Below are 22416 nucleotides of genomic sequence, written 5' to 3'. Positions count from 1 at the left end.
TTTTATGCATTGATCAATGATATTAATTTATCCCCATAAAGTCAACCTTTAACGTATCTTAACTTCAAGGTCATTCATTAAAGCTTCGGTAATCTTGTTCATTGCCTTAGTAACAACTTCATCTGTCAAAGTATCGTGTTCATTTAAGAATGTCAAATTGTAAGCTAAACTCTTCTTGCCTGGCTCAATATGACTTCCTTCATAAACATCAATTACTTTAAGGTTCTTCAAGTACTTGCCGGCATTAGCAAGAATGACATTTTCAATTTCGCTATTGGTTACATCCTTCTTGACCAAAATTGAAAGATCACGTTCAATTGCTGGGAACTTAGGTGCTGGCTTAGAAGTCATGCCCTTATTTAAAGTTGCATCAATGGCATCAAGGTCTAATTCATAGCCATAAAGTTCGCTACCTCTTAAAGCCTTATCAGCCATCGTTACAGCATGAGCAATCATACCGATCATCCCAATATATTGACCATCAAGGTAAATTGCAGCCGTTCTGGTTGGGTGCATGCCGTTAATTTCTGCAGCCTTGTACTCAATCTTGTTTTCATCAAGGCCAATTGCTTCAAACAAGTCCTCTAATTGACCCTTTACATAGAAGAAATCAACCTTTTCATTCTTGTGTTGCCAGTTGTCTTCAAAAATACTGCCAGAATACAAAGTTGCAAGGTGTTCATGTTCATTGAAAGTATCATTGTCATGATCATAAACACGACCTTGTTCAAAGAAGTGCAAGTCATTTTCCTTACGAGCAAAGTTGTAGCTAGCAGCATCTACCAAACCAGTCATCAGGTTTTGTCTCATTGCTGAACGAGCTGAGTTTAATGGCATTTCGACTTCAGCTAATGGCTTAGGATTCATAGTGAAGCGAACTGCTTTTTCTGGTGAAGTCAAAGAGTAAGAAATAGCTTCCATCAAGCCTTGACCTTCAACCACTTTCTTTGCGCGACGCAACTTAGTTTCGGCCTCAGAATATCCACCATGTGTTTCAGCTAATAAAGGTTGCGTTGACTTCAAATTATCATAACCATAAATTCGGCCAACTTCTTCAACCAAATCAGCTGGAATAGCAATATCCCATCTTCTATTAGGAACAGTGACAGTTAATTGATCACCATCAACTTGAGTTTCAAAGCAAAGACGATCAAGAATTTTAACCATTTCATCGCTTGATAATTCAGTACCAAGAACATTATTAATATAAGAAACAGTGGTCTTGACTACTGCCGGCTTTCTTGTTTGGTCAGTAGCTTTGATTTCACCAGCGTTAACAGTTGCGCTAGCATCATTTCTAAGAAGAAGAGCTGCTATGTCGATTGCTTTTTGGGTATTATCCCAGTTGATGCCCTTTTCAAAACGACTTGAAGCTTCAGTTCTGTTAGCATGACGAAGAGCTGCTTTTCGAACCAAAGTTCCATCAAAGACGGCTGATTCCAAAATAACATCAGTAGTATCATTTTCTACTTCTGAATTCTTGCCGCCCATGACGCCAGCCATCATAACTGGTTTGTCACCGTCGGTAATAATAATATCGTTTGGATCAAGTTCAATCTCTTTGTCATTGAGCAAAGTCAGCTTTTCTCCCTTTTCGGCTTTTCTGACAACCAATTTGCCACTCTTGAATGTCTTAGCATCATAAGCATGCATTGGTTGACCAGTCAAAAGCATAACGTAATTAGTAACATCAACGACATTGTTGATTGGACGAATGCCGGCATTCCAAAGACGTCTTTGCATCCATAATGGTGAATCGCCAATTTTAACGCCAGAAACTTTTCTTAAGTAATACTTAGGGGCAAGCTTTTCGTCAACTTCAGCATCCAATTCTGATGTCCAATCTGGGCCATCTTCTTTTAACACGACATTTTCAATTTGAGGCTTTTCATTGACAATTGCCCCAACTTCGTAGGCTGCACCTTCCATTGATAAAGTATCAGCACGATTAGGCGTAATATCAAAGTCTAAAATGTAGTCGTCCATGCCAAGTGCTTGATAAACATCATCGCCTGGCTTAACTTCAGCATCTTCAGGGAAGACATAAATACCGTTAACGTATTTCTCAGGAACAGTGCTGTCACTGAAGCCAATTTCTTGCAAAGCACAGAGCATTCCGTAGCTTTCCATGCCCCGGATTTTGCCCTTCTTGATCTTTTCATTGCCAGCAATTCTGGCGCCATGAAGAGCAACAATTACATTTTCACCTGCGGAAACGTTTGGAGCACCACAAACGATTTGCAATGGCTCATCTTCACCGACATCAACGTGAGTTAAATGAAGGTGGGTGCCTTCAACAGCCTTACAATCTAAAACGTGACCAACAACGATCTTTTTCAGGCCTTCTTGAGGGTGATTAACAGAAGCAATTTCAACGCCTGTTCTAGTAATTTTTTCTGCTAAATCCTTTGGATCTTGATCTAAATTAAGAAAATCTTGTAACCAATTGTATGAAACTAGCATTAGTCTTCCTCCTTACGGAATTGTTCCAAGAAACGTTTATCATTGGTGTAGAAATCACGAATATCATCAATGCCGTATTTCAAAATAGCAAAACGATCAAGACCAACACCAAAGGCAAAACCACCATAAACAGTTGAATCAACGCCAGCATTTTCCAAAACGTTAGGTTGAACCATACCAGCACCTAGAACTTCAATCCAACCAGTATATTTACAAATTGGGCATCCCTTACCATTACAATTGAAGCAAGAAACATCCATCTCAACTGAAGGTTCAGTGAATGGAAAGTAGCTTGGGCGAAGACGAGTTTCACGATCCTGACCAAAGACATGCTTAGCGATCATTTCAAGCGTGCCCTTTAAGTCACTCATAGTGACATGCTTATCAACAACCAAACCTTCCATTTGCATGAATTGGTGTGAGTGCATTGCGTCGTCATCGTCACGACGGTAAACCTTACCAGGTCCTACCATCTTTAACGGACCCTTTGAAAAATCATGCTTTTCAAGGACACGGGCTTGGTCACCCGAAGTCTGTGACCGAAGCAAGTTTTCGTCATCAATATAGAAAGTAGCTTGCATGTCACGAGCTGGGTGATCTTTTGGCAAATTCATCATTTCAAAACAGTAGTGGTCAGTTTCAATTTCTGGACCTTGAACAACGGTGTAGCCCATTCCGATGAAATATTTTTCAAGATCATCCAAAATAATGTTGATTGGGTGCTTTGACCCCACATGGCTTCTTCTGCCTGGAAGGGTAACGTCTACGCGTTCATCTTCCATCTTTTTAGCAATAAATGCTGCTAAAAGAGACTTCTTCGAATCATCTAATTGCTTGTTGAACAAATCACGCAGTTCATTTACTCTTTGACCAACTTCGCGCCGATCTTCTGGCGCCACTTCTCTTAATGAGTGTAAAATTTTGGTCAATTCACCCTTACGGCCAACCAATTGCACCCGTACTTCATCAAGCTTCTTTTCATCAGAGGCTTTTTTGATTTCCTCGAGTCCCTTTTCACGGAGCTCTTTTAACTTATCAAATAAGTCCATTTAATTTTTCCTTTCGAATAAAAAAGCTTCATCCCTCAAAAGGGACGAAGCTTCGCGGTACCACCCTAGTTTAGACATAGAAGATTATGCCTACACTTTTGCTTTCGATAACGGTGAAATACCGGAATTGATTAGATCCTACTCGCAAGATGAAATTCACAACTTAAACTTCAGCCTTTCTTTCAGCTAATAAAAAGGCCTCTCTAATCAAGTTCTTATTGCTACTAGTCTTGTTCTCAGTAATTAATTATTAGGATAATTCATTAAGTTTTAATTTGCAAGCCTTTAAGTCCATTTATCTGCCCAAGTGTGAACTGAATCAAACACTGGCTTCAAAGCTTCTCCCTTAGCTGTTAAGCCATAAGAAATAATACCAGTGTCCTTATCGACAGTTCTTTTAACGATGCCATCCTTTTCAAGCTCCTTGAGTCTTTCAACCAAAATTCTGTCTGAACAAGCAGTTACGCAACGAGCCAAATCCTTAAAACGCATCATTTTTGTGTCGCATAGTGAACTAATAATCAAGCCATTCCACTTTTTGCCAATAATTTCAAAAGCATGGATAAAATGCTGGCATAATTCGTAATCAGCGGGGTTTTTACAGCCACAATCTTTGATGCTCTTTTCTTTTACTCCTTGAGCCATAAGTAATACCTCCTGCAAATATAATTGTTATTTTTAGCTTTGATTTTATTATAAATAAGCTACTTACTAAAAACAAGCAAAGTGTCTTACGCAAAATGATAAATCATAATACCGGCAGCAACGGCCGCATTGAGTGATTCGGCTTGACCAAAAATTGGAATATACAGTTTAGTATCGCTTAAGTTGGCAATAAAATCACTTACTCCATGAGCCTCGTTGCCAATAACTAGACCAAGTTGTGCTACTTTTTCAAAATCAGGCAATTTTTTTGCAGTTTTATCCAGCATGCTGGCATAAACTGGAATATCGCTAGCCTCCAATTGGGTAATGACATCAGTCAAATCTTTAATGATGATATCGATATGAAATTGACTTCCCTGCATTGCGCGCTGAGTTTTAGGATTATATAAATCAACACTCTCTGGTGACAAAACAACCCCATTAAAGCCAGCCGCATCTGCAGTTCTAATAATCGTACCCACATTGCCAGGATCAGCTAAATTATCAAGCAAAACCCATTTGCCATAATTAAAAGAGAAATCTTTTGGTTGAGCAATTTTTAACACAGCGAAAATTTCTTGCGAATTCTTGGTTGAACTCAAATGCCGCGCAATTGCTTTATTAATCAAGATAACGTTTTTAGCGTCTAAACTAACCCCAGCTTCTTCCGCCCTATTTAGTGCTTCATCGGTACCAAGCAGATAAATAAATTTGCGGTTGGCCTTTAATGCTTCTTCAAACAAATGGAAGCCTTCAATTAAGTAAAGACCGGTTTCTTCACGATATTTCTTTTTATTGAGTTTTTCTAATTCTTTGACAAGCTTATTGTTTACTGAACTGATTTGTTTCATGTTTGTCCTCTTTTCTATCTCCCTATTTTAAATGACATTTATTAAAATTAACATGTTAGAATTAAAGATAGTTGATTTTATAAAGGGGATATTATCATATGGAAACTTGGAAATTAGTTGTCTCCGGTCTCGTTCAAGGCGTAGGCTTTCGCTGGAGTGTTCTAAACTATGCTCAAAGCTTAGGAATCAATGGGACTGTTAAAAATAATGCTGATTCCACTGTCACGATCATTCTGCAAGCTGACAAGCAAACAGTCAATTCATTTATTCAAAATTTGCCCAAACATATCTCACCTTTTGCCAAAATCGAAAATATTCAGGCAGAAGAGCTGCCGGGCGTGGAAAAGATGCATGACTTTCATGTATTATATTAAGGTCAGAAAGAAAACAAATCAGGTGAATTGAATGAAAAAATATCGTAAATATTTAGGTCTCTTAGTTTTGGTCTTATTAGTAGCCGTGATCGTCACCGGCTGTTCCTCTGGCGGGAACCCGCAAAAAGGCATTCCGCCACATGGTGGAATTTATGGCTGGGTCTACACATGGATTGGAATTCCACTGCAAAACGTAATGCTTAAAACGGCTAATGCAATCAAAGGTGCGAATGGCGCAGGCTGGGCCATTGTCATTATTACCTTAGTCGTAAGAACAATCCTTTTGCCATTAATGCTAGTCCAACAAAAGAAGAGCGTCACCCAGCAAGAAAAGATGGCTCGCTTGCAGCCACAAATGAAGCTGATTCAAGAAGGCATGAAACACAAGCCGATGACTCCTGAGCAGCAAATGCAGTTATCCAAATGGCAGCGTGAATTATACCAAAAGAATAACGTTTCTTTAACTGGTGGAATCGGCTGTCTGCCATTATTGATTCAAATGCCAATCATGATGGGAATTTACTCAGCCGTTGCTTATTCATCAGTTTTGAGAGAAGCTTCATTCTTTGGAATTTCCTTGAACAGCAAGTCTCTTGTTTTAGCAATTATTGCGACTGTTTTTGCAGTTATTCAAGGCTACATTTCATTAATCGGCATCCCTAAGGAACAAAAGAAGACAATGCAGTCTATGATGTTCATGAACCCAATTATGACCTTGTTCTTCAGTTTATCCTTCTCTGGTGCTTTGGCTTTGTACTGGGCAGCTGGCAACTTTGTAACAATTATTCAACAGATACTGGTAACATTTGTTATTACGCCACGCGAAAAGAAACGCGTTGCAGCTGAAATTAAAGATCATCCTATTCAAACCGTCGTTACTAAGAAGGACATTGATGATCTCTTTAATGGTGCTGCAACAGATGCTTCTAGCGAAACAAGAGAATTGCATCAGGATTTGCGTAAACGCAATCAAGGCAAACAACAAAAACGTAAATAAAGATCATTGAATACGAAAAAAGACAGGATTTAAAATCCTGTCTTTTTTTATAAGATTCCTTCCGGCTTTTTTGGCTCTTCAGTCTTTTCTTTTTCCGCTTCAATCTTTTTAAGCTTGTCTAATTTTTGTGGAGTTAGAATTGGAAAGGCGATCTTAAATTGACTTCCTTGACCTTCGACTGATTCAACGCTAATCTTGCCATTATAGCTTTCTACAAGCTTCTGAGCGATCGTAAGACCTAAGCCATTGCCACCCTTTTCACGCGTTCTAGCCTTATCAACTCGATAGAAGCGGTTAAAGATCTTGCTTTGATCATCCTTTGAAATTCCTTCACCGAAGTCCTGAACAACAATTCGAACATTATTCTGAGTTACACCGGCCGAAACATTAATCTGCTTGCGATCGGTTGAATATTTTATGCCATTATCAATCAAAATAACCAAAATTTGTTCTAAATGGCCGTGATACATTTGAATATACGTATTTGCAGGCAAATCGTCTACATCCAGCTGCAAATTAAAGTCCTGGTGGACTAGAGCCAAATCATCAACTACACGACTTAGGACCTCATTTACGTTTGTATAAGCATTAGGATATTGAACATCGATTTGTTCAGCCCTTGTCAAATCAAGCATTTCCTGAATCAAATGCTTCATTCGATCTGCCTCTTGCAGGGATGCTTTGATAGATTCATCCAGAATTTCCGGATCATCTTTTCCCCAACGCTCCAACATATTCAAATGTCCCTCAATAACGGCAACCGGAGTCCGCAATTCATGCGAAACATCACTGACAAACTGCTTTTGTTGATCAATATAGCGCTGCATTCGGTCAAGCATTTTATTGAATGATTTAACCAAATCTTCCAGTTCATCATTTCGATTCAAGTCTTTTATTCTGACATCACTGTTTGGATCATCATTAACTTTTTGTGCAACACCAACCATTTCTTTAATCGGCTTAACAACATCGCGCACAATGAAGAAAGCAATCCCACTAAACAAGACAATTGCCACTAATGAAATAATAATCATACGGTGCAGCAAATTGTTCATTAAGTGATTATAATAAGTCATTTTGTTCGAAACAACAATATAGCCTGTTACTTTACCAGTCTTAGTAGAGACAATTTTTTGAGAAGTAATTAAGGTTGACTTATTGTTTCTTCGTATAACTTTTTGCCAGGAGCTGCCCTTAAATTTGTGCAATTTCGGCGTATCTTCACCATTTGCGAAGACAACTTCATTATGAAGATTGTACACAGCAACACTAATATCTGGATTGGAAATCGAAGAAATCAGTGCATCACTGAAAGCACTAGAATTTGAGGAAGAATCATGATTAATCGTTGGTCCACCGTTTAAAATTCTTTGCGTGCTGGGTGAAAGTGCGGGAATAACATTTGAAATCTGCAGTTCTTTCGGAATAGAAACCAGCGATGAGTTCAAAGTGGCAACCACTCTGTTGGAAACTGATTCCTGCTGCTTCATAGACTGCTGGTTGACAGTCGAATAAATTACCATTGAAAAAATAAGAAAAGAGACCATGATCGTCAATGAAACGATACTTACCCATCTAACAATAAGCGATGAGTGTTGGGTCTCTTTTATTTTCTTATTTCTCTTCTTATTCTTTGTCATCATCTTCATCTCTTACCATATAACCCGTGCCACGCACAGTTTTAATGTAAGAAGGGCGACCTGGGACATCAATCTTGTTACGCAAGTAACGAACGTATACTTCAACAACGTTGGTTTCAATATTTGATTCTGGACCCCAAATCTTATTAAGAAGTTCGTCACGACTAACAACATTGTTCTTGTTGTGAATCAAAGTCATTAACAAGTTGTATTCACGTTTTGTAAGATCAATTGCCTTGCCATCGCCGCGGTGAACAATTCTGTTGGCTGTTTCAATTGTTAAATCTTTAAATTTTACAGTTTGCTGCTTGGCTACAGTTACGTTTTGAGCTTCTTTCTCAATCTTTACACGGCGTAAAACAGCACGTAATCGAGCTAATAATTCCTCAATTGCGAATGGTTTAACAATATAATCGTCTGCACCGTGGTCCAAGCCAGAAACACGGTCGATAACTGAATCTCTAGCAGTCATCATAATAATAGGCGTAGTCTTAGATTGACGAACCCGACGTGCTATTTCCAAGCCGTTTAAATCCGGCAACATTAAGTCGAGCAGAATAGCGTCAAAATTTTCATTTAAAGCTCGATCCAAGCCTTTACGACCATTATTTTCAACGACTGTTTCATAGTTCTCGTGTTGTAATTCCAATTGTACAAAACGAGCTAAATTTTTTTCATCTTCAATAATCAGAATTTTTGCCATGATTTTACTCAGTTCCTGTCCATAATTAACTTTACTTAACAAAACTGTTAATAAAGGTTTCATAATTAAAGGATACTTTAAAAAACATCCAAAAACAAGAAAAAAAAGCAACCAATCTTAAAAAATAATTGATTACTCTAACAAATATTTATTTCTTATTTTTATTTTGATCATCAAATAAGCCCTTTAATTTTGCAAAAGCAGGATTAATTTGATTCTTTTTCCCTTCATCAAAGGCCTTTTCGGAAACAACTTCCCAACCCTTGCCCTCTGGATAAATGTGCTCGTCTTTTTCTTTCTCTGTTAAAATAGTGGTAGGAATATTTAACAAAATATTATCTTCGACAGCAGTTTGCAAGTCGATCGTATCATTGTTTATCGTGACAATTGGATCCGGATTTTCATCCAGCTCATCCTTAGTTGGCTTATCTTGGCTGTAGTTCTCTGTAAAAGAAAACTCTTCATGATCATCTACAGGTGCTAGACTTCTGCTAGATGGAACCACTAAATCCGCACTGACTTTAAAATTTCCAGTGACGTATGGCTCATCATAAAACAAGTCGCCACTGACTTTGATATTTTTTGCTTGATACAAGAGTTTTTGACTGCGCTTCAAAAATTCTGGACGAACTTCAACTTCACACTCGATATGAACCATTGGCGCAGCATTGTTTTTAACTTTTGAAAAATTAATTGAGAGCATTTTATACCTCGATTGGACGTTGACCAAAGTTCTGATCAACATGCATTATTTGTTCAAATAACCGATCCACTCGCACCTGCAGTTTGAGTGAGCCATTTTTAGAATTGCGTTTATCAACTTTGGATACAATATTCAAATTTTCTTTGCGAATATTCTTTAAGTAGCGCCGTCCTAGCTTGCTGAATCCCAAAAGGGTCAAGCTTTCATCATTAAAGCTATCAATCATATCATCTTGCGTTACATTCAAAAGCGTATATAGACACAGACGACGCAAGCGAGAATATGTATAGCGCTTAGATTTTATTCGCCGCAAAAATTCAGTAAATTCCCTAGCCAGATGAATTTCTGCCTTCATCTTGTATTCTAGGCCTTCACTCATCTGATAAATACTTTGCAATTCAGAAATAGAAGATGATTCGATGCGATATTTTAAAAATGGAAACATTAAGTTCCAGTTTGGATATACTTTCTGTTTAGCAAGTTCAATTGCTTCTGCCTTGGGCAGCCAAGTCTTTAACTGACTTTTATCCTCATCGTGCAGAAGCAAGTTGCGAATCGCACTTGCGCTTTGAACAACGCCATTTCTTTGCAAAATATCATCGTGATTAACCCCAATCCGATTAATTGGATGCAGCTGCATTGGAGAGTCCAAATTATGATTGGCAACGGCATAAGCTAACCCAAGAATTGCGTTTGGAGCATTAACCTCGTAGCCTACTTCACGAGCAACCATTTGATTATATTGCGTAGAATAGGTTTGACTATAATCCTTAAAATTCATCGAATTTGGTGGAATTTCAGCAATTTTTGAACCCAGATAGGCAAAATTCAAGTTGGCATCTTCTACACCGAAAACTAATGTCTTGACCCCTAATTTTGCTAAAGCTTCGATGCTGCCCAAAGCAAAAAGATCAGCTGGTTCAACCGAAGTGGAAAAAGGCATTTCAAAAACCAGATCTGCACCTGACTGCAGGGCGGTTCTAGCACGCGACCATTTATTCATAATTGCCATTTCGCCACGCTGAACGTAATTGCCTGACATCAAAACAATAATTGGATCTTTACCAGCCACCAAACGTGCCTGATTGAGCAAAAATTCGTGACCGCTATGAAAAGGATTATATTCAGCAATGATCCCAACTACACTCATGAATTTAGTCTTCCTTTATCTCTAACTTTTTACCATCTGCCCATAGTTTTTCAAGGTTATAAAATTCACGAGCTTCTCTAGTAAAGATATTGACTACAACGTCACCTAAATCAAGCAAAAGCCAATTTGAATCTCTAGTACCTTCAATTCGATAGTCAGTGTAATTATTTTCGTGAGCTTCATCGACAATTGAGTTAGCAATCGCATGCAATTGTCTGTTTGAGCCGGCACTGGTAACAACAAAAAAGTCGGATAAAATACTAATGCCGCGCATATCGTAAGCCTCAGTATCTTCCCCATGACGGTCACTAATTGCTTTTAAAACAAAATCTAAAACTTCAGTATTCTTCAAATCTTTCTCCTTATTTATTTGTTAACACTCCACACGTTATAAGCTTCTAAGCTGCGGGGATAAATTTTATTTCTTTGTTCAATCAAAAATTCTAGCGTATGTGCCAATTGATAACCAACACCTGCATCTAAATTGGCATAAGTTATTTTGCGTGCCTCTTCTACTCCGGGAAAATCACGACCTGGTTCAATAAAATCAGCCATAAAGACAATCTTGTCCAAAGTAGTCATTTCCTTATCAGCAGTAGTATGGCGCCAAACAGCTTTTAAAATTTCAGGATCAGTAATCTTTAAATCACGCTTGATAAAATATGTTCCGACAATCCCATGCCAAATTGCACGATTCCAGTTAAGCAAATCTTGATCAAAGCCTTCATTTTTGATTACTTTGCGATACTCTTCAACTGGCACTTGCTTGGCATAGTCATGAACAAATCCTGCCAGAGCAGCCTTATCCTCATCATAATCATTTAATTTAGCTAATTTGCGTGAAGTCTCGCTTACTCTAACACAGTGCTGGAAGCGTTTATTATCCATATTTGATTTTTCTTTAGCAATTATTTCATCACTAGAAAGCGGTGAATAGGTTTTCTTAAAAAACAAATCAGTCACGGTAAAGCCCCTTTTCTTCAATATATTGCCGAACGCTTTCCGGTACCAAATACCGAATTGAAGTACCAGTAGCAACTGAACGACGAATTGCAGTCGAAGACAAACGAATGTCTGGTGCATCAACCCAAATCATTGGATACTGCGGATCTTGCGGATAGCCTGGACGACGAATACCTACTAGCGTAACCAATTTTACCAATTCTGGCGCTTCTTTCCAGGTGTGGAAACTGTTAACTTGATCACTGCCCATAATTAAGTAGTAATTATTCTGCGGTGCTTTTTCCTTAAGATAGCGCATCGTATCAATCGCATAAGATACGCCGCCGCGGAACAATTCCAACAGTTTTACTCGAAACTTTGGATTGTCTCGCGTTGCCAATTCAAGCATAGTAGCCCGATCCTTTGCAGAAGTCAGCGGCGCATTTTTATGCGGCGGGATATTGTCCGGAATAAACCAAACCTCATCAAGGCGCAACTTCGTCATTGCCTGCTCAGCTGCAACTAAGTGAGCAATATGAACAGGATCGAATGTTCCGCCCATTATTCCAATTTGACGGCCACGCTTATCTTCATCTATTTTAGATTCTACTTTTGTGACAGGCTTTTTTTCAACACATTTCGCATTTGCCATGATTAAAACCTCTAAATTAAAGCTCTACGAATACCTAATCCTATTTTATCAGGTGTATAGGTCTTCACAACACAGTCTTTTGGAACAGTAACGAAACCGACACCACCAAAGAGCAAATCACTCTTGTAATCAGTGTGATACTCCTGTCCTTTGAGCGCCGGCAAATAATTTTCACCGGTTGGCGGAGTCAATAACTCGCCCACATGTTTTTGATAAAAATCATCCGCATTTGCAGTCTTAGTACGATGCAGTTTAACGCCTCGTGCAGCATAAACCGTAAAGCTGGTAGATTGACCTTTAAGATAGTCGATTCGGCCTAAACCACCCAAAAAGATGGTATTTCCAGGCAGCAACTGAAAGGTAGCAGGTTTAATCGGTTTTTTAGGTGAGACTACTTCAAGATCGGCAGCGTTAAGACGAGTGGCCAACTGATTCGTACTCATAATTCCCGGCGTATCAATCAGGTGGTGGCCATTTTCAAGTGGAATTTCAATGCGATCAAGCGTAGTTCCTGGAAAACGAGACGTAGTAATTACGTCCTTTATATCGCCCATTTTATCAATAATGGCATTAATTAAAGTTGACTTGCCGACATTGGTCATTCCAACAAAGTAAATATCACGGTCTTGTGAAGCTTGATCTAAATACTCAATCAGCTCATCCAAGTTCTTTTGGCGAGCAGCTGAAATTAAAAAGATTTTTGAGGGATACAATCCCATGCGATTTGCTTCTTGACGCATCCAGTCTTTAATTCGACTTTGACGAGAATTTAAAGGAAAAAGATCAAACTTATTACCGACTAGGATAAATTCGTTATCGCCGACAAAACGTTTAAGCGAGGCTAGCAATGAGTTAGAAAAGTCAAACAAATCAACTACATTCACTACTAAAGCCTTCTTAGTTGCCAGTGAATTCAGCAACGCCAAGAAATCATCATTATTCAGATCAACAGGCATGATTTCATTATAATGACGCAAACGAAAACAGCGTTGACAATAAACGTTGTCCGTTTCTCCTGCTTCCGCCTTCTTTAAAGCGGCAGCTGGCAAATAGCCGGCCTTTTTTGGGTCGTCTGATTGCAAAACAGCACCACAACCAATACAAATAATTTCATCATCCATTTTTCAATGTCTCCTTAAAGGTTACGCGATGTGACAAGGCTAAAAAGAAGAAAATAATTTTTTCGAAAAAGCGATTGATTCGCGTATTCCACTTGTCAGTTTCAACCAGTGGCTTGACTAATACTGTTTGGACACCGGCCAAATTGCCAGCCTGCATATCGGTGATTAATTGGTCACCGACCATCATGACTTGCTTTTTATTTAAACCTAATTCTTCTCTCTCTTTGCTAATTGCAAAAGGCAATGGCTTTTTAGATTTGGCAACAAAGGCAATGTGATATGGATTTAAAACTTTGCCTACTCTTTCGGCATTATTATTTGAAATGACAACCAGCTTGATGCGAGCTTTTTGCAAGCGTTGATTTAACTTATCCATTTCTTTGGCAGTTTCAAATTTGTTCCAAGCTAAAAGCGTATTATCCAAATCTGAGAAAACCGCCTTGATTCCCATAGCTTGAAGTTTTTCTGTTTTTAAATGATAAATTGTATCAATTGTGTATTTCGGGCGAAATAACATTATCTAAATTCCCTTCATTAATGTACTATTCTAATATTATCAGAAAAGGACCCGATTTGATAAATTTAGGTATAAAAAAAACTGGGAAATTCCCAGCTTTCTTTAACTCTTTTAGTTTAAAGCTTTTTTAGCAGTATTTGCTAACTTAGCAAAAGTTTCAGCATCGTTGTAAGCAATGTCAGCAAGCATCTTACGGTTCATGTCAACACCGGCCAACTTCAAGCCGTGCATTAACTTAGAATATGAAATATCGTTTTGTCTTGCAGCTGCGTTAATACGAGCGATCCATAACTTTCTGTATTCGCTCTTACGCTTTCTACGGTCACGGAATGCGTACTTGTAGGAAACAAACAATTGAGTGCTTGCAGCCTTAAATTGCATATGCTTTGCGCCACGGTAACCCTTGGCAAGCTTCATAATCTTCTTACGACGTTTACGTGTTACAGTTCCACCTTTAACTCTTGGCATCAGAAATTCCTCCTAATATCGTTATATCGTACTTAAATAATAATTAACGCATTTGGGAAAGCATCTGTTTGATGCGCTTCATATCACTGCGTGAAACCATAGCAGCTTTTCTCAAATGACGACGTTGCTTCTTAGTCTTACCGTGGAAACGGTGACCAGTAAATGCGTGATGACGCTTTAAACCACCATTAGCAGTTCTCTTAAAACGCTTAGCAGAAGCGCGGTGTGTTTTCATTTTTGGCATTGTTAAATTCCTCCAATTAATTAGTTATTCTTTTTGTCTTTTTCACTCTTAGGTGCAAGCATCAAGAACATTGAACGACCTTCCATTTTAGGTCTGCTGATAACTGTTGCAATATCTGAAGTAGCTTCAGCCATCTTTTCAAGTACTTGTTGACCTAATTCCTTGTGAGTGATTGCTCGACCTCTGAAACGAATAGAAACACGAACCTTGGCTCCTTCTTTAGTAAGGAACTTTTTAGCATGCTTCAACTTAGTATCAAAGTCGTTTCCTTCAATTGTTGGACTTAAACGAATTTCCTTGACACTAACCGTCTTGGAATTCTTACGAGATTCCTTCAACTTCTTTTGTTGTTGGAAACGGTACTTACCATAATCCATGATTCGAGCAACTGGTGGCTTAGCATTGGGCGAAATCAAAGCTAAATCAAGTCCAGCGTCACTAGCTTGACGCATGGCTTCACTCTTTGAAACAACGCCTAATTGTTTACCATTTGCATCGATTAAACGAACCTCGCGTGCACGAATTCGATCGTTTAAGATTAAATCCCTTGGTATGATTCTTCACCTCCGTATTAATTTGAGGACAAGAAAAAGGCGGGATAAGTAACACCCACCTTTAATCAACAGAAATTATCGATCAGCCCAGAGGTTTATTAACTTAGGCGAGAAGCGGGAGCTTCTTCTTGTTCTCAACTAGGTGTATTATACGCGTTTAAACTGCTCGCGTCAATACATGATGTGCAATTATTTAGTTACATCAAAAACATAGTTATCAGGATAGAATTGCATTCTATATGCCAGATATACATAAGTCATGTCCTTAGCATTATTAGTAATTGTCAAATTGAATACTTGATTTCCATGTGCATCAACTTCAATTATGTTACTCTCTTTACCCTTGTTTTTAAAGCCAAAATTGATTAAAGCGTTGCCATTCTTCAAGCGTTGCGCATAACCAATAACTTCGGTAAAGTTTTGTTTACCCAAATTCTTACCGTAGCTCCAAACTTGTTTGATCGTCTTTTTCTTCGTATCGATTTGATATTCTGTAGCAGCAGAGAACTTGCCACTTTGCTTCTTATCACCATTAGTTACAGCAATATTATTATCATAAAGCAGAATATCTAATTTGCTTCCCGTTTCTTTTAATAAGTAAACTCCATGTTGACCACCTGGGTATTTTGTTCCCTTGCTTGGTTTTAAGAGATACTTATGGAATGAACTAGGCCATCTTTAGTTGGCTTGTTAGTAAAAATCCAATTAATTTTCTTAGTTTGATAGTTCATTGACCAAATAATATCTTGATTACGTGCAGATAGCAAAATGTTGCCTGTTTTCGCATCATAATCAATTGTATTAATATGGAGCCAATCCATTAGTCCTAATCCACTACTGGTGTTATCGTTAGCCTTGATCTTACTCTTTTTGTACATTGATTCTGGAAAAATTTTCTTAAAATCAATTACTTTAACGATCTTACCAGTATTAGGATTAAGCTCAGCAATTGTGTCTTCTACATACTTGCTACCATCATCAATAGTTAATAGCCAATTACCATTAGGCACTTCTGCCACGTCATGGTGAACTAATGATAAGCCAGCAGATCTGGCATAGCTACCACCTAAAGTCTTATCAAAACTAAATTGACGATATACGCGTCCCAAATAGTCGGTTTCAACTAACATATTACGCGTGGTGCTAGTTAAATCGTTCTAGACAATATGCCATATTATAAGCTAACACTGCAACCTCTAGGCGTTCTTGAAAACCCGCTAGACTTCTAGCGCGATTATTTTCGGCATTGTAATAACTAAGCAAAGCAAAATCACTCTCAATTGTCCGTCTGACCGCCATTAGTTGATGATTGTTATGTTTTTTAGCACCTTGCATATTTTTACGATACGGTGTCCAAAGCACATAGCCCATGTGTTTTAGTTTAGCGGCTAAATCCTTACCTAAATAACCTTCATCGCCTAAAAGATAATGATTAGTAGGATGGGTATTATTCATCAATTCTACTGTTTCTTTAGCATCATGCACCGATGCTTTAGTGACTGCGTAATCAAGCAGATAGCCATCATCGCTCACTATTGCGTGAACCTTGAACCCATAATAGTAGACTTTTTTGGCTCTATAATTTTTCCTGTTGATATCTTATCTCTATGATAAGCTGTTAACAGGATTTTCTATTGCATTAAAAAAGGAGGACATAGTCCTCTTTACAATAAAAAATTCGTTCCAACAAACATTTTATTTGTATAAACAAAGGTATAACTATGTCCTCTTTAAATGATTATATTAAATTTGTTCTTGATATTGAAGACAACAACATTATTTTTAAAGATTATTTTTATAAAATTCCCGAAGCTGGTTCGAAATATAAAGTTTATGAAGCTGAGCTCATTAAACCAGCTTGCCCCTTCTGCGGCTCTGTTGATATTATTCACAACGGTCATCTTAAGACAAATATTCGCTACATTACTGCCAATGCAAGTACGCCTGTCGTAATTAGATTGTTCAAACAGAGAGTTAAATGCCGTGCTTGCAGTAAAAGATCAATGGCCCAAAGTAGCCTTGTAAATAAATACTGCAGTATTTCTAATACTTCAAAGCTAAAGATCCTCAGTGCCTTAACCGAAGATCGTTCAATGACTAGTATTGCCCGTGAGCACAATACTTCAGTTAACACAGTTCAACGAGTGCTGGCTTCTTGTTCTCATCGTTTTATTGACGGGTATGATTATTTGCCTGAGCATCTTGCTTTTGACGAATTCAAGGGCGTAGATAGAAAGCTGCACTTTATCTGTTTAAATGGAGAAACACATGAAGTAATTCAAATTCTTAGAAACAGATTTAAGAAGAATCTATTGAAATACTTCGGCAGATTTACGCTTAAGGCACGAGCCAACGTCAAAACTGTAACTATGGACCTTAATTTCTATTATCAGGATATCGTTAGAGCTTGTTTTCCTAATGCTCAAATCATTATCGATCGTTTCCACATGGTGCAGATGCTCACCAGGTCTTTAAATTCATTAAGGGTCGCTACTATGAAGAAATTTGATAAGGGTACAAGAGAATATAGTCTGCTCAAATCACCTTGGAAATTGTATCTTAAGAAATTTGATGACTTAGAAAAGATCCACCCGAGATACAATTGGCACTATAAAGACTCACTTACTCAGGAACAAATCGTAATGGAAGGTATCAGTTGCAATGATGTTTTAGACAATTCCTATAATTTATTGCAGGACTTCTTTACAGCACTTGATAAACACGATACCAAATCAATGAAAGAAATTATTTATTCTAAAGAAAGGGTCGGAGCTTTAATGCATAAAACCCTTTTGACCTTCAGACATAATCTAAAAGCTGTTTTAAATGGTGCAAGTTTATCTTATTCCAATGGCTGTCTTGAAGGCTTCAACCGTAAGATAAAACAAATTGAACGAACTACCTTTGGTTATTCTGATTTTATTAATCTCTTAACAAGAATCAGACTGGAAGAAAACAAAGTCAAAGAAAAAGGATCAAGCAATTTATTAATTGCTTAATCCTTAAACTTTACTCTTCATCAACAGGAATTCTTATAGAATGTCAAGCATTACTACAGAGAAAAAAAGAGTATACTAAACATAGCCCCAAAAGACTAGTCTTTTGGCAGTTTTTTCACTTATTATGTGCTAAACATCTATTAATTAATCGCCTTAGAATAATTATAAAGTTGATGTGTGTGGACCAAATTTATAATAGTGCGATTCAAATGATTGGCGCATGCTATTAAAGCTACCTTGTCATGCTTATTGAAAGGCGGCTTTTTTAATTTGTAATAGTAATCAATTAAATGATTTTGAATTTTGCCTTGATTTCTTAACATACTTCGAATCATGTCTGTTTCAACAGCTCTGCCTTGACTACTACCTCTACGATTAATTGTATCGCCTTTAATGTATTTACCAGACTGATATCTATTTAAATCCAAACCTAGGAAAGCATTGAGTTGTTTATAATTATCAAAGCGAGCAATATCACCAGTAAAGCCTAATAATAGAGCGCTATTTAATTGACCGGCTCCGGGAATACTGGAAATAACTTTGAAATCATCCAAGCCAACAGCCGTCTTGATTAACTTGTTTTGAATATAGGCTATTTCTTTATTGTAGCTTTCTATCTCATCGCAATATTCTGAAATAATTTCAATTTCTAAAGAATTTGCTGGAACAGCAGGATAAGAATCTTTAGCTGCTAACCAAACTTGAGCACAATAACTTTGAATTACATCTTTATGTATTCGCCTGCTAACAGATTGGTAAACTCTAGTGGTCATTTCTTTAAGAGTTAATCCTACCAAAAAGTCAGGATGACAATACATTCTAAATACTTGAAGGGCTAAAACTGCATAAGCATTTTTAAAAATCTGATTTAGTTCTGGGAAAGTAAGCTCTAAGCTAGAACGAAGGAAATTAAGTATTCTGGTTCTACATTTAATTAACTGCTTATATCTCAAAGATAAAATCCGTAAAGATTCATACAACGAATTAGATTGTTTATTACAGTGATTCTTTATTTCCGCTAATTGAGTTTTACCCAATAAAGCTAATTTAAATGAATCATTCTTGTCAGTTTTATTTCTTCTCAAAGAAGCCATTCTTAATTTTGCTTCTAGGGGATTTAGCTCATAAAATTTGACCTTTTTATTTTTTAAATAAGTAGTAAGCTGAGCCGAATAAACACCTGTAGTTTCAAATATTATTATTGTACCGGGTTTAATATAAGAATTTAATATTTGGAAACCGCTCTTATTATGCTTAAATTTAAAAGCTATTTCTTCCGCTTCTTTTGTTATCAAAGTGGCATGACTTTCACCTTGACTAACATCAATACCAATAATATTCACCTAATCACCCCGTTTTAAATCAATTGAGGCAAATATTTATTTTCAGCTCCATTTCTTGATTATACGATCTCTGAGATCCACACCCTTAATCTAGTTTGATTGAAAATAAACATTTATGGGCCCGTTTGACAGTCGAATTTAATATTCCATTCTGTTGTCGACCTCAACCTCAATCTAAGTATAAGAAAAAAGGTAGATAAAAACATCGTCATGTTTCTATCTACCTTTATACTTTAGGGTGTTTGACAAAGAGCCCTAAAAGATGGGTTTGTGGTAAACACCATTTTAAAGGAAGCTGATCTTTTTTTGTCCGAACAGCGTTCGGATTAATTTTACAATCTACCATTTAACGACTTATTTAGCCAATAAACTTCGCTGCAAATTCGCTGAATTGCTTACCAGCACCAGCTAAGAATGATTGGGTGCCTTCATTTGTGATATGACCATTTTCATCAGCCAACTTATCAATATTACCGATGTACAATTCTGGTTGTTGCATCGTTGGCATGTCTAAGAAGACCAAGGATTGACGTAAAACATGGTGTGCTAAGACGCCAGAGATACCAGAGATCGATTGGGAAGCAACCAAAGCAGGCTTGCCGCCCCAAACACTTTGACCCCATGGACGTGAAGCAACGTCCAAAGCATTCTTCAAGGCTGCTGGGATGCTACGGTTATGTTCAGGTGTGACAAAGATGAACGCATCTTGAGCCGCAACGGCCTGACGAAATTCTGTATATTCTACGGGTGAATCCGCATCGTAGTCTTGGTTATATAGTGGCAACTTAGCGATATTTAAGTACGTTACTTCAGCGTCGTCTGGTAACCCAGCAACGATGGCTTCAGCGACCCCTTTAGAATAAGAATTTTTACGAATAGAACCTACAATTACACCATATTTTGTCATATCAAACAATCCTTTCAAAACTAATTCCCTCGTTACACTTACTAATAATAAGTATATCAAGTTGCTGAAAAAGCGCAACCATTTTAGCCTATCAATTTTCAAAATCACTTGTTCAATCGCCAAAAAACGTTGTTAAATCAAGACTTACGCTCCAGAAAAATATTTTAGTCTATGTCTAATTATCGACAGAAAAGATCATCGGAGTATCAATGATTCCGATGACCCTTTCTTTATTTTCAATACACGTCTAATCGGAATTTACGTTATTTTTATCCCTCGCCTATCTCTAAATGTCTGAACACACCTTTTAAGATCCCGCTGAAATAAGGCCATTGCCCCAGCATTAACGGCAAGGCCCCAGACTTCACCCAACATATTCGGCCACTGTTATCTGCATAGCATCCGCCTGAACTTCCGACCTGATAAAAATGCGCTGACCACCACAGTGCATCAGCGCATATCAGACCGCGTATCGGTTCAATTTATAAAACGTCATGATTTATTTGATACGGGACAACATCCATTTGATAAGTCGCAATAGAAAATTCAACTAGCCGCTGGTGACCATCCTACCCCTTACGTTCGCGCCGAATCGCTAATGGTAATCTTGCTGACTTGATAGTAACGTTCAAGTTCCCCTTAACTTGGAATTAAGCCGCCTACTTCATAGTCACCATCTAGAATCCGTCGTTTAAGATCTGCGGCAACTTTTTGATATAGAATACGCGTGGTGCTAGTTAAATCATTCTAGACAATAAGCTAGATTATAAGTCAGAATAGCAATTTCTAATCGTGCTTGAAAGCCAGTTAAACTGCGCGCTCGATTGTTCTCGGCGTTGTAAGAAGTTAGAAGTGAAAAGTCGCTTTCAATTGTTCTGCGAATAGCCATCAATTGACGATCATCGTGCTTTTTGGCGCAAGCCATGTTTTTCCGATATGGCGTCCACAGTTCATAGCCCATTTGCTTTAATTGATCATGCAATCGTTTGCCTAAATAGTCCTCATCGCCAAGCAGATAGCGATTGGCTGGATGAGTATTTTTCATTAGTTCCACCGTTTCCTTGGCATCATGGACTGAGGCGCGGGTTACGGCATAATCAAGAACATAGCCGTTGTCGCTGACAATCGCATGAACTTTGAAACCATAATAGTAGATCTTTTTGGCTGCCTTATAGCCAATATTCGCAGAACCGCGAAAAATCCTTACGCGATAATTGCGAACCGGCTGACAAACTGGAACGGGAAAACTGTCAATAATCAAGAATTGTCCGCTTAAATCAACTTTTTGATTCATTTTTTGGCGTATCTGATAAATCAACTGGAGCAGCTGTCGAGAACGGCGGTTAAAACGCGAATGCGATAGACAGCCGAAGCATTCGCAGAACCTTCTTTGTGATTCGATTCCAGTCTTGGCCTGCCAGATAAGCAAAGCCAAGATTAAACTTTCCGTAACTTTTACCTGGTTGATGTTTCGCCGTTGACTAAAAACGCTTAAGCTTAAGGCAGTTCAATCAGATCAGACTCTTTTCTTTTTGATACTACAACTTGAGTCTAGTCCAATTGGACTTTTTTATTAACTAAAATGATTTAACTAGCACCACGCGTAACATATTGTATTTTTCATCGCCAGATTTGATCTTATTGAATAATAAAATATGACCATTATTCAACTGTTCAAAAATATGCTCATTCCAGTGCAAATAGTACCAACGTACTTCGCCATCACCATCGACAGCAAAAGTTTGTTTAGTAGTTATATTTAAAACGGTCAACTCATTTGAACCTAAATTCATCTTAGCCTTATCTTTGACAGTGACTTTAATTGGAAAGCTTCTAATCCATTTAGGTAAATTAGCCGTTTTAATTTTAAAAGTCTTAGTCTGTTGATTTCCAGATTCATCCGTCATCGTTACTTCAACAGAATTATCGTAACCAGCATACAAACCTACGATTGGTACTTAGTGATTGGTTTGATAACCCTTCACTTCATTTTTAATGGTAGTGTTGGCACTTTTTCCAATTACCCGGTAACTAATCTTGGTAGGTTGATCTGTATGAAAAATCATTAGTGCTGTTAATGGCGAATTTTCATAA

23 protein-coding genes, 4 pseudogenes and 2 other annotated features are annotated in these 22416 nt (G+C 37.8%); of the genes and pseudogenes, 3 read left to right on the top strand and 24 right to left on the bottom strand.

Going from position 1 to position 22416, the window contains the following annotated elements:
- Window positions 1-48: 48 nt before the first annotated feature.
- The 4 genes from pheT to D0Z64_RS02380 form a co-directional block, all read right to left on the bottom strand.
- Window positions 49-2463, bottom strand: a complete 2415-nt coding sequence (gene pheT, locus D0Z64_RS02395; RefSeq protein ID WP_080881250.1) for a phenylalanine--tRNA ligase subunit beta — start codon at window positions 2461-2463, stop codon at window positions 49-51.
- Complete coding sequence (gene pheS, locus D0Z64_RS02390) at window positions 2463-3512, bottom strand: phenylalanine--tRNA ligase subunit alpha (RefSeq protein ID WP_080881249.1); 1050 nt, start codon at window positions 3510-3512, stop codon at window positions 2463-2465. Before pheS ends, pheT begins: the two co-directional genes overlap by 1 nt.
- Window positions 3513-3549: 37 nt before the next feature.
- Window positions 3550-3759: a binding site (T-box leader), on the bottom strand.
- 38 nt (window positions 3760-3797) lie between these two features.
- Window positions 3798-4157: a winged helix-turn-helix transcriptional regulator gene (locus D0Z64_RS02385; protein ID WP_006351585.1), complete on the bottom strand. Its 360-nt coding sequence runs from the start codon at window positions 4155-4157 to the stop codon at window positions 3798-3800.
- 86 nt (window positions 4158-4243) lie between these two features.
- Entirely contained in the window at window positions 4244-5008 is a 765-nt protein-coding gene (locus tag D0Z64_RS02380) for a TrmH family RNA methyltransferase (protein ID WP_080881248.1), read from the bottom strand.
- A gap of 98 nt (window positions 5009-5106) precedes the next feature.
- Between D0Z64_RS02380 and D0Z64_RS02375 the strand changes: the two genes are divergently transcribed.
- A complete protein-coding gene (locus D0Z64_RS02375) occupies window positions 5107-5382 on the top strand; it encodes an acylphosphatase (protein WP_006351587.1) in 276 nt (91 codons plus the stop codon).
- 31 nt (window positions 5383-5413) lie between these two features.
- A complete protein-coding gene (yidC, locus tag D0Z64_RS02370) occupies window positions 5414-6379 on the top strand; it encodes a membrane protein insertase YidC (RefSeq protein ID WP_006351588.1) in 966 nt (321 codons plus the stop codon).
- Between the two features lie 47 nt (window positions 6380-6426).
- On the opposite strand, the gene D0Z64_RS02365 is transcribed toward yidC, so the two are convergent.
- From D0Z64_RS02365 to D0Z64_RS02300, 15 genes and pseudogenes are all read right to left on the bottom strand, one after another.
- Complete coding sequence (locus D0Z64_RS02365; RefSeq protein ID WP_006351589.1) at window positions 6427-8028, bottom strand: HAMP domain-containing sensor histidine kinase; 1602 nt, start codon at window positions 8026-8028, stop codon at window positions 6427-6429.
- Window positions 8006-8722 carry a response regulator transcription factor gene (locus D0Z64_RS02360; RefSeq protein ID WP_040456953.1) on the bottom strand — a complete coding sequence of 239 codons (717 nt, stop codon included), beginning with the start codon at window positions 8720-8722 and terminating at the stop codon, window positions 8006-8008. Before D0Z64_RS02360 ends, D0Z64_RS02365 begins: the two co-directional genes overlap by 23 nt.
- Before the next feature lie 148 nt (window positions 8723-8870).
- Window positions 8871-9425 (bottom strand): YceD family protein, encoded by a 555-nt coding sequence (locus D0Z64_RS02355; RefSeq protein WP_006351591.1) that lies wholly within the window; start codon window positions 9423-9425, stop codon window positions 8871-8873.
- Between the two features lies 1 nt (window position 9426).
- Window positions 9427-10575 carry a nucleotidyltransferase gene (locus tag D0Z64_RS02350; RefSeq protein WP_080881247.1) on the bottom strand — a complete coding sequence of 383 codons (1149 nt, stop codon included), beginning with the start codon at window positions 10573-10575 and terminating at the stop codon, window positions 9427-9429.
- 4 nt (window positions 10576-10579) lie between these two features.
- Window positions 10580-10927: a ribosome silencing factor gene (rsfS, locus tag D0Z64_RS02345; protein WP_006351593.1), complete on the bottom strand. Its 348-nt coding sequence runs from the start codon at window positions 10925-10927 to the stop codon at window positions 10580-10582.
- Between the two features lie 14 nt (window positions 10928-10941).
- Window positions 10942-11538, bottom strand: coding sequence for a bis(5'-nucleosyl)-tetraphosphatase (symmetrical) YqeK (gene yqeK, locus D0Z64_RS02340; RefSeq protein ID WP_006351594.1), 597 nt, complete (start codon window positions 11536-11538; stop codon window positions 10942-10944).
- Window positions 11531-12169 (bottom strand): nicotinate-nucleotide adenylyltransferase, encoded by a 639-nt coding sequence (locus D0Z64_RS02335; RefSeq protein ID WP_080881246.1) that lies wholly within the window; start codon window positions 12167-12169, stop codon window positions 11531-11533. Before D0Z64_RS02335 ends, yqeK begins: the two co-directional genes overlap by 8 nt.
- Before the next feature lie 11 nt (window positions 12170-12180).
- A complete protein-coding gene (yqeH, locus tag D0Z64_RS02330; RefSeq protein WP_006351596.1) occupies window positions 12181-13290 on the bottom strand; it encodes a ribosome biogenesis GTPase YqeH in 1110 nt (369 codons plus the stop codon).
- Window positions 13283-13807 (bottom strand): YqeG family HAD IIIA-type phosphatase, encoded by a 525-nt coding sequence (locus D0Z64_RS02325; protein WP_040456909.1) that lies wholly within the window; start codon window positions 13805-13807, stop codon window positions 13283-13285. Before D0Z64_RS02325 ends, yqeH begins: the two co-directional genes overlap by 8 nt.
- Window positions 13808-13918: 111 nt before the next feature.
- The gene (gene rplT, locus D0Z64_RS02320) at window positions 13919-14275 is read right to left on the bottom strand and encodes a 50S ribosomal protein L20 (protein WP_080881245.1); all 357 of its coding nucleotides are present in this window, start codon (window positions 14273-14275) and stop codon (window positions 13919-13921) included.
- Between the two features lie 43 nt (window positions 14276-14318).
- Complete coding sequence (rpmI, locus tag D0Z64_RS02315) at window positions 14319-14519, bottom strand: 50S ribosomal protein L35 (RefSeq protein WP_006351599.1); 201 nt, start codon at window positions 14517-14519, stop codon at window positions 14319-14321.
- Window positions 14520-14539: 20 nt separating this feature from the next.
- Complete coding sequence (gene infC, locus D0Z64_RS02310; RefSeq protein WP_080881244.1) at window positions 14540-15073, bottom strand: translation initiation factor IF-3; 534 nt, start codon at window positions 15071-15073, stop codon at window positions 14540-14542.
- 25 nt (window positions 15074-15098) lie between these two features.
- Window positions 15099-15209 (bottom strand) — a sequence feature (ribosomal protein L20 leader region).
- Between the two features lie 53 nt (window positions 15210-15262).
- Window positions 15263-15688: pseudogene (locus D0Z64_RS08685) on the bottom strand (aryl-sulfate sulfotransferase); the annotation flags it as partial.
- Between the two features lie 29 nt (window positions 15689-15717).
- On the bottom strand, window positions 15718-16203 hold the full coding sequence (locus D0Z64_RS08680; RefSeq protein WP_250638380.1) for an aryl-sulfate sulfotransferase: 486 nt from the start codon (window positions 16201-16203) through the stop codon (window positions 15718-15720).
- A 13-nt stretch (window positions 16204-16216) separates the two neighbouring features.
- Window positions 16217-16654: pseudogene (locus D0Z64_RS02300) on the bottom strand (IS982 family transposase); the annotation flags it as partial.
- 140 nt (window positions 16655-16794) lie between these two features.
- Here D0Z64_RS02300 and D0Z64_RS02295 point away from each other — a divergent pair.
- Window positions 16795-18072 carry an ISL3 family transposase gene (locus D0Z64_RS02295; protein ID WP_127345563.1) on the top strand — a complete coding sequence of 426 codons (1278 nt, stop codon included), beginning with the start codon at window positions 16795-16797 and terminating at the stop codon, window positions 18070-18072.
- Between the two features lie 140 nt (window positions 18073-18212).
- Here the strand turns inward: D0Z64_RS02295 and D0Z64_RS02290 are convergent, their stop codons facing one another.
- From D0Z64_RS02290 to D0Z64_RS08485, 5 genes and pseudogenes are all read right to left on the bottom strand, one after another.
- A complete protein-coding gene (locus D0Z64_RS02290; protein WP_080881115.1) occupies window positions 18213-19415 on the bottom strand; it encodes an IS110 family transposase in 1203 nt (400 codons plus the stop codon).
- A 358-nt stretch (window positions 19416-19773) separates the two neighbouring features.
- A complete protein-coding gene (locus D0Z64_RS02280; protein ID WP_080881242.1) occupies window positions 19774-20322 on the bottom strand; it encodes an NADPH-dependent FMN reductase in 549 nt (182 codons plus the stop codon).
- Between the two features lie 742 nt (window positions 20323-21064).
- Window positions 21065-21802, bottom strand: a pseudogene (locus D0Z64_RS02270) (IS982 family transposase); the annotation flags it as partial.
- Between the two features lie 97 nt (window positions 21803-21899).
- Window positions 21900-22229, bottom strand: a complete 330-nt coding sequence (locus D0Z64_RS08490; protein WP_236943534.1) for an aryl-sulfate sulfotransferase — start codon at window positions 22227-22229, stop codon at window positions 21900-21902.
- 6 nt (window positions 22230-22235) lie between these two features.
- Window positions 22236-22388: pseudogene (locus D0Z64_RS08485) on the bottom strand (aryl-sulfate sulfotransferase N-terminal domain-containing protein); the annotation flags it as partial.
- Window positions 22389-22416 lie beyond the last annotated feature (28 nt).

It is taken from the genome of Lactobacillus amylolyticus (assembly GCF_003999355.1).
Lineage (GTDB): Bacteria > Bacillota > Bacilli > Lactobacillales > Lactobacillaceae > Lactobacillus > Lactobacillus amylolyticus.
The sequence above is the reverse complement of the archived record's forward strand: the minus strand, read 5'-3'. Positions and strand labels throughout refer to the sequence as shown.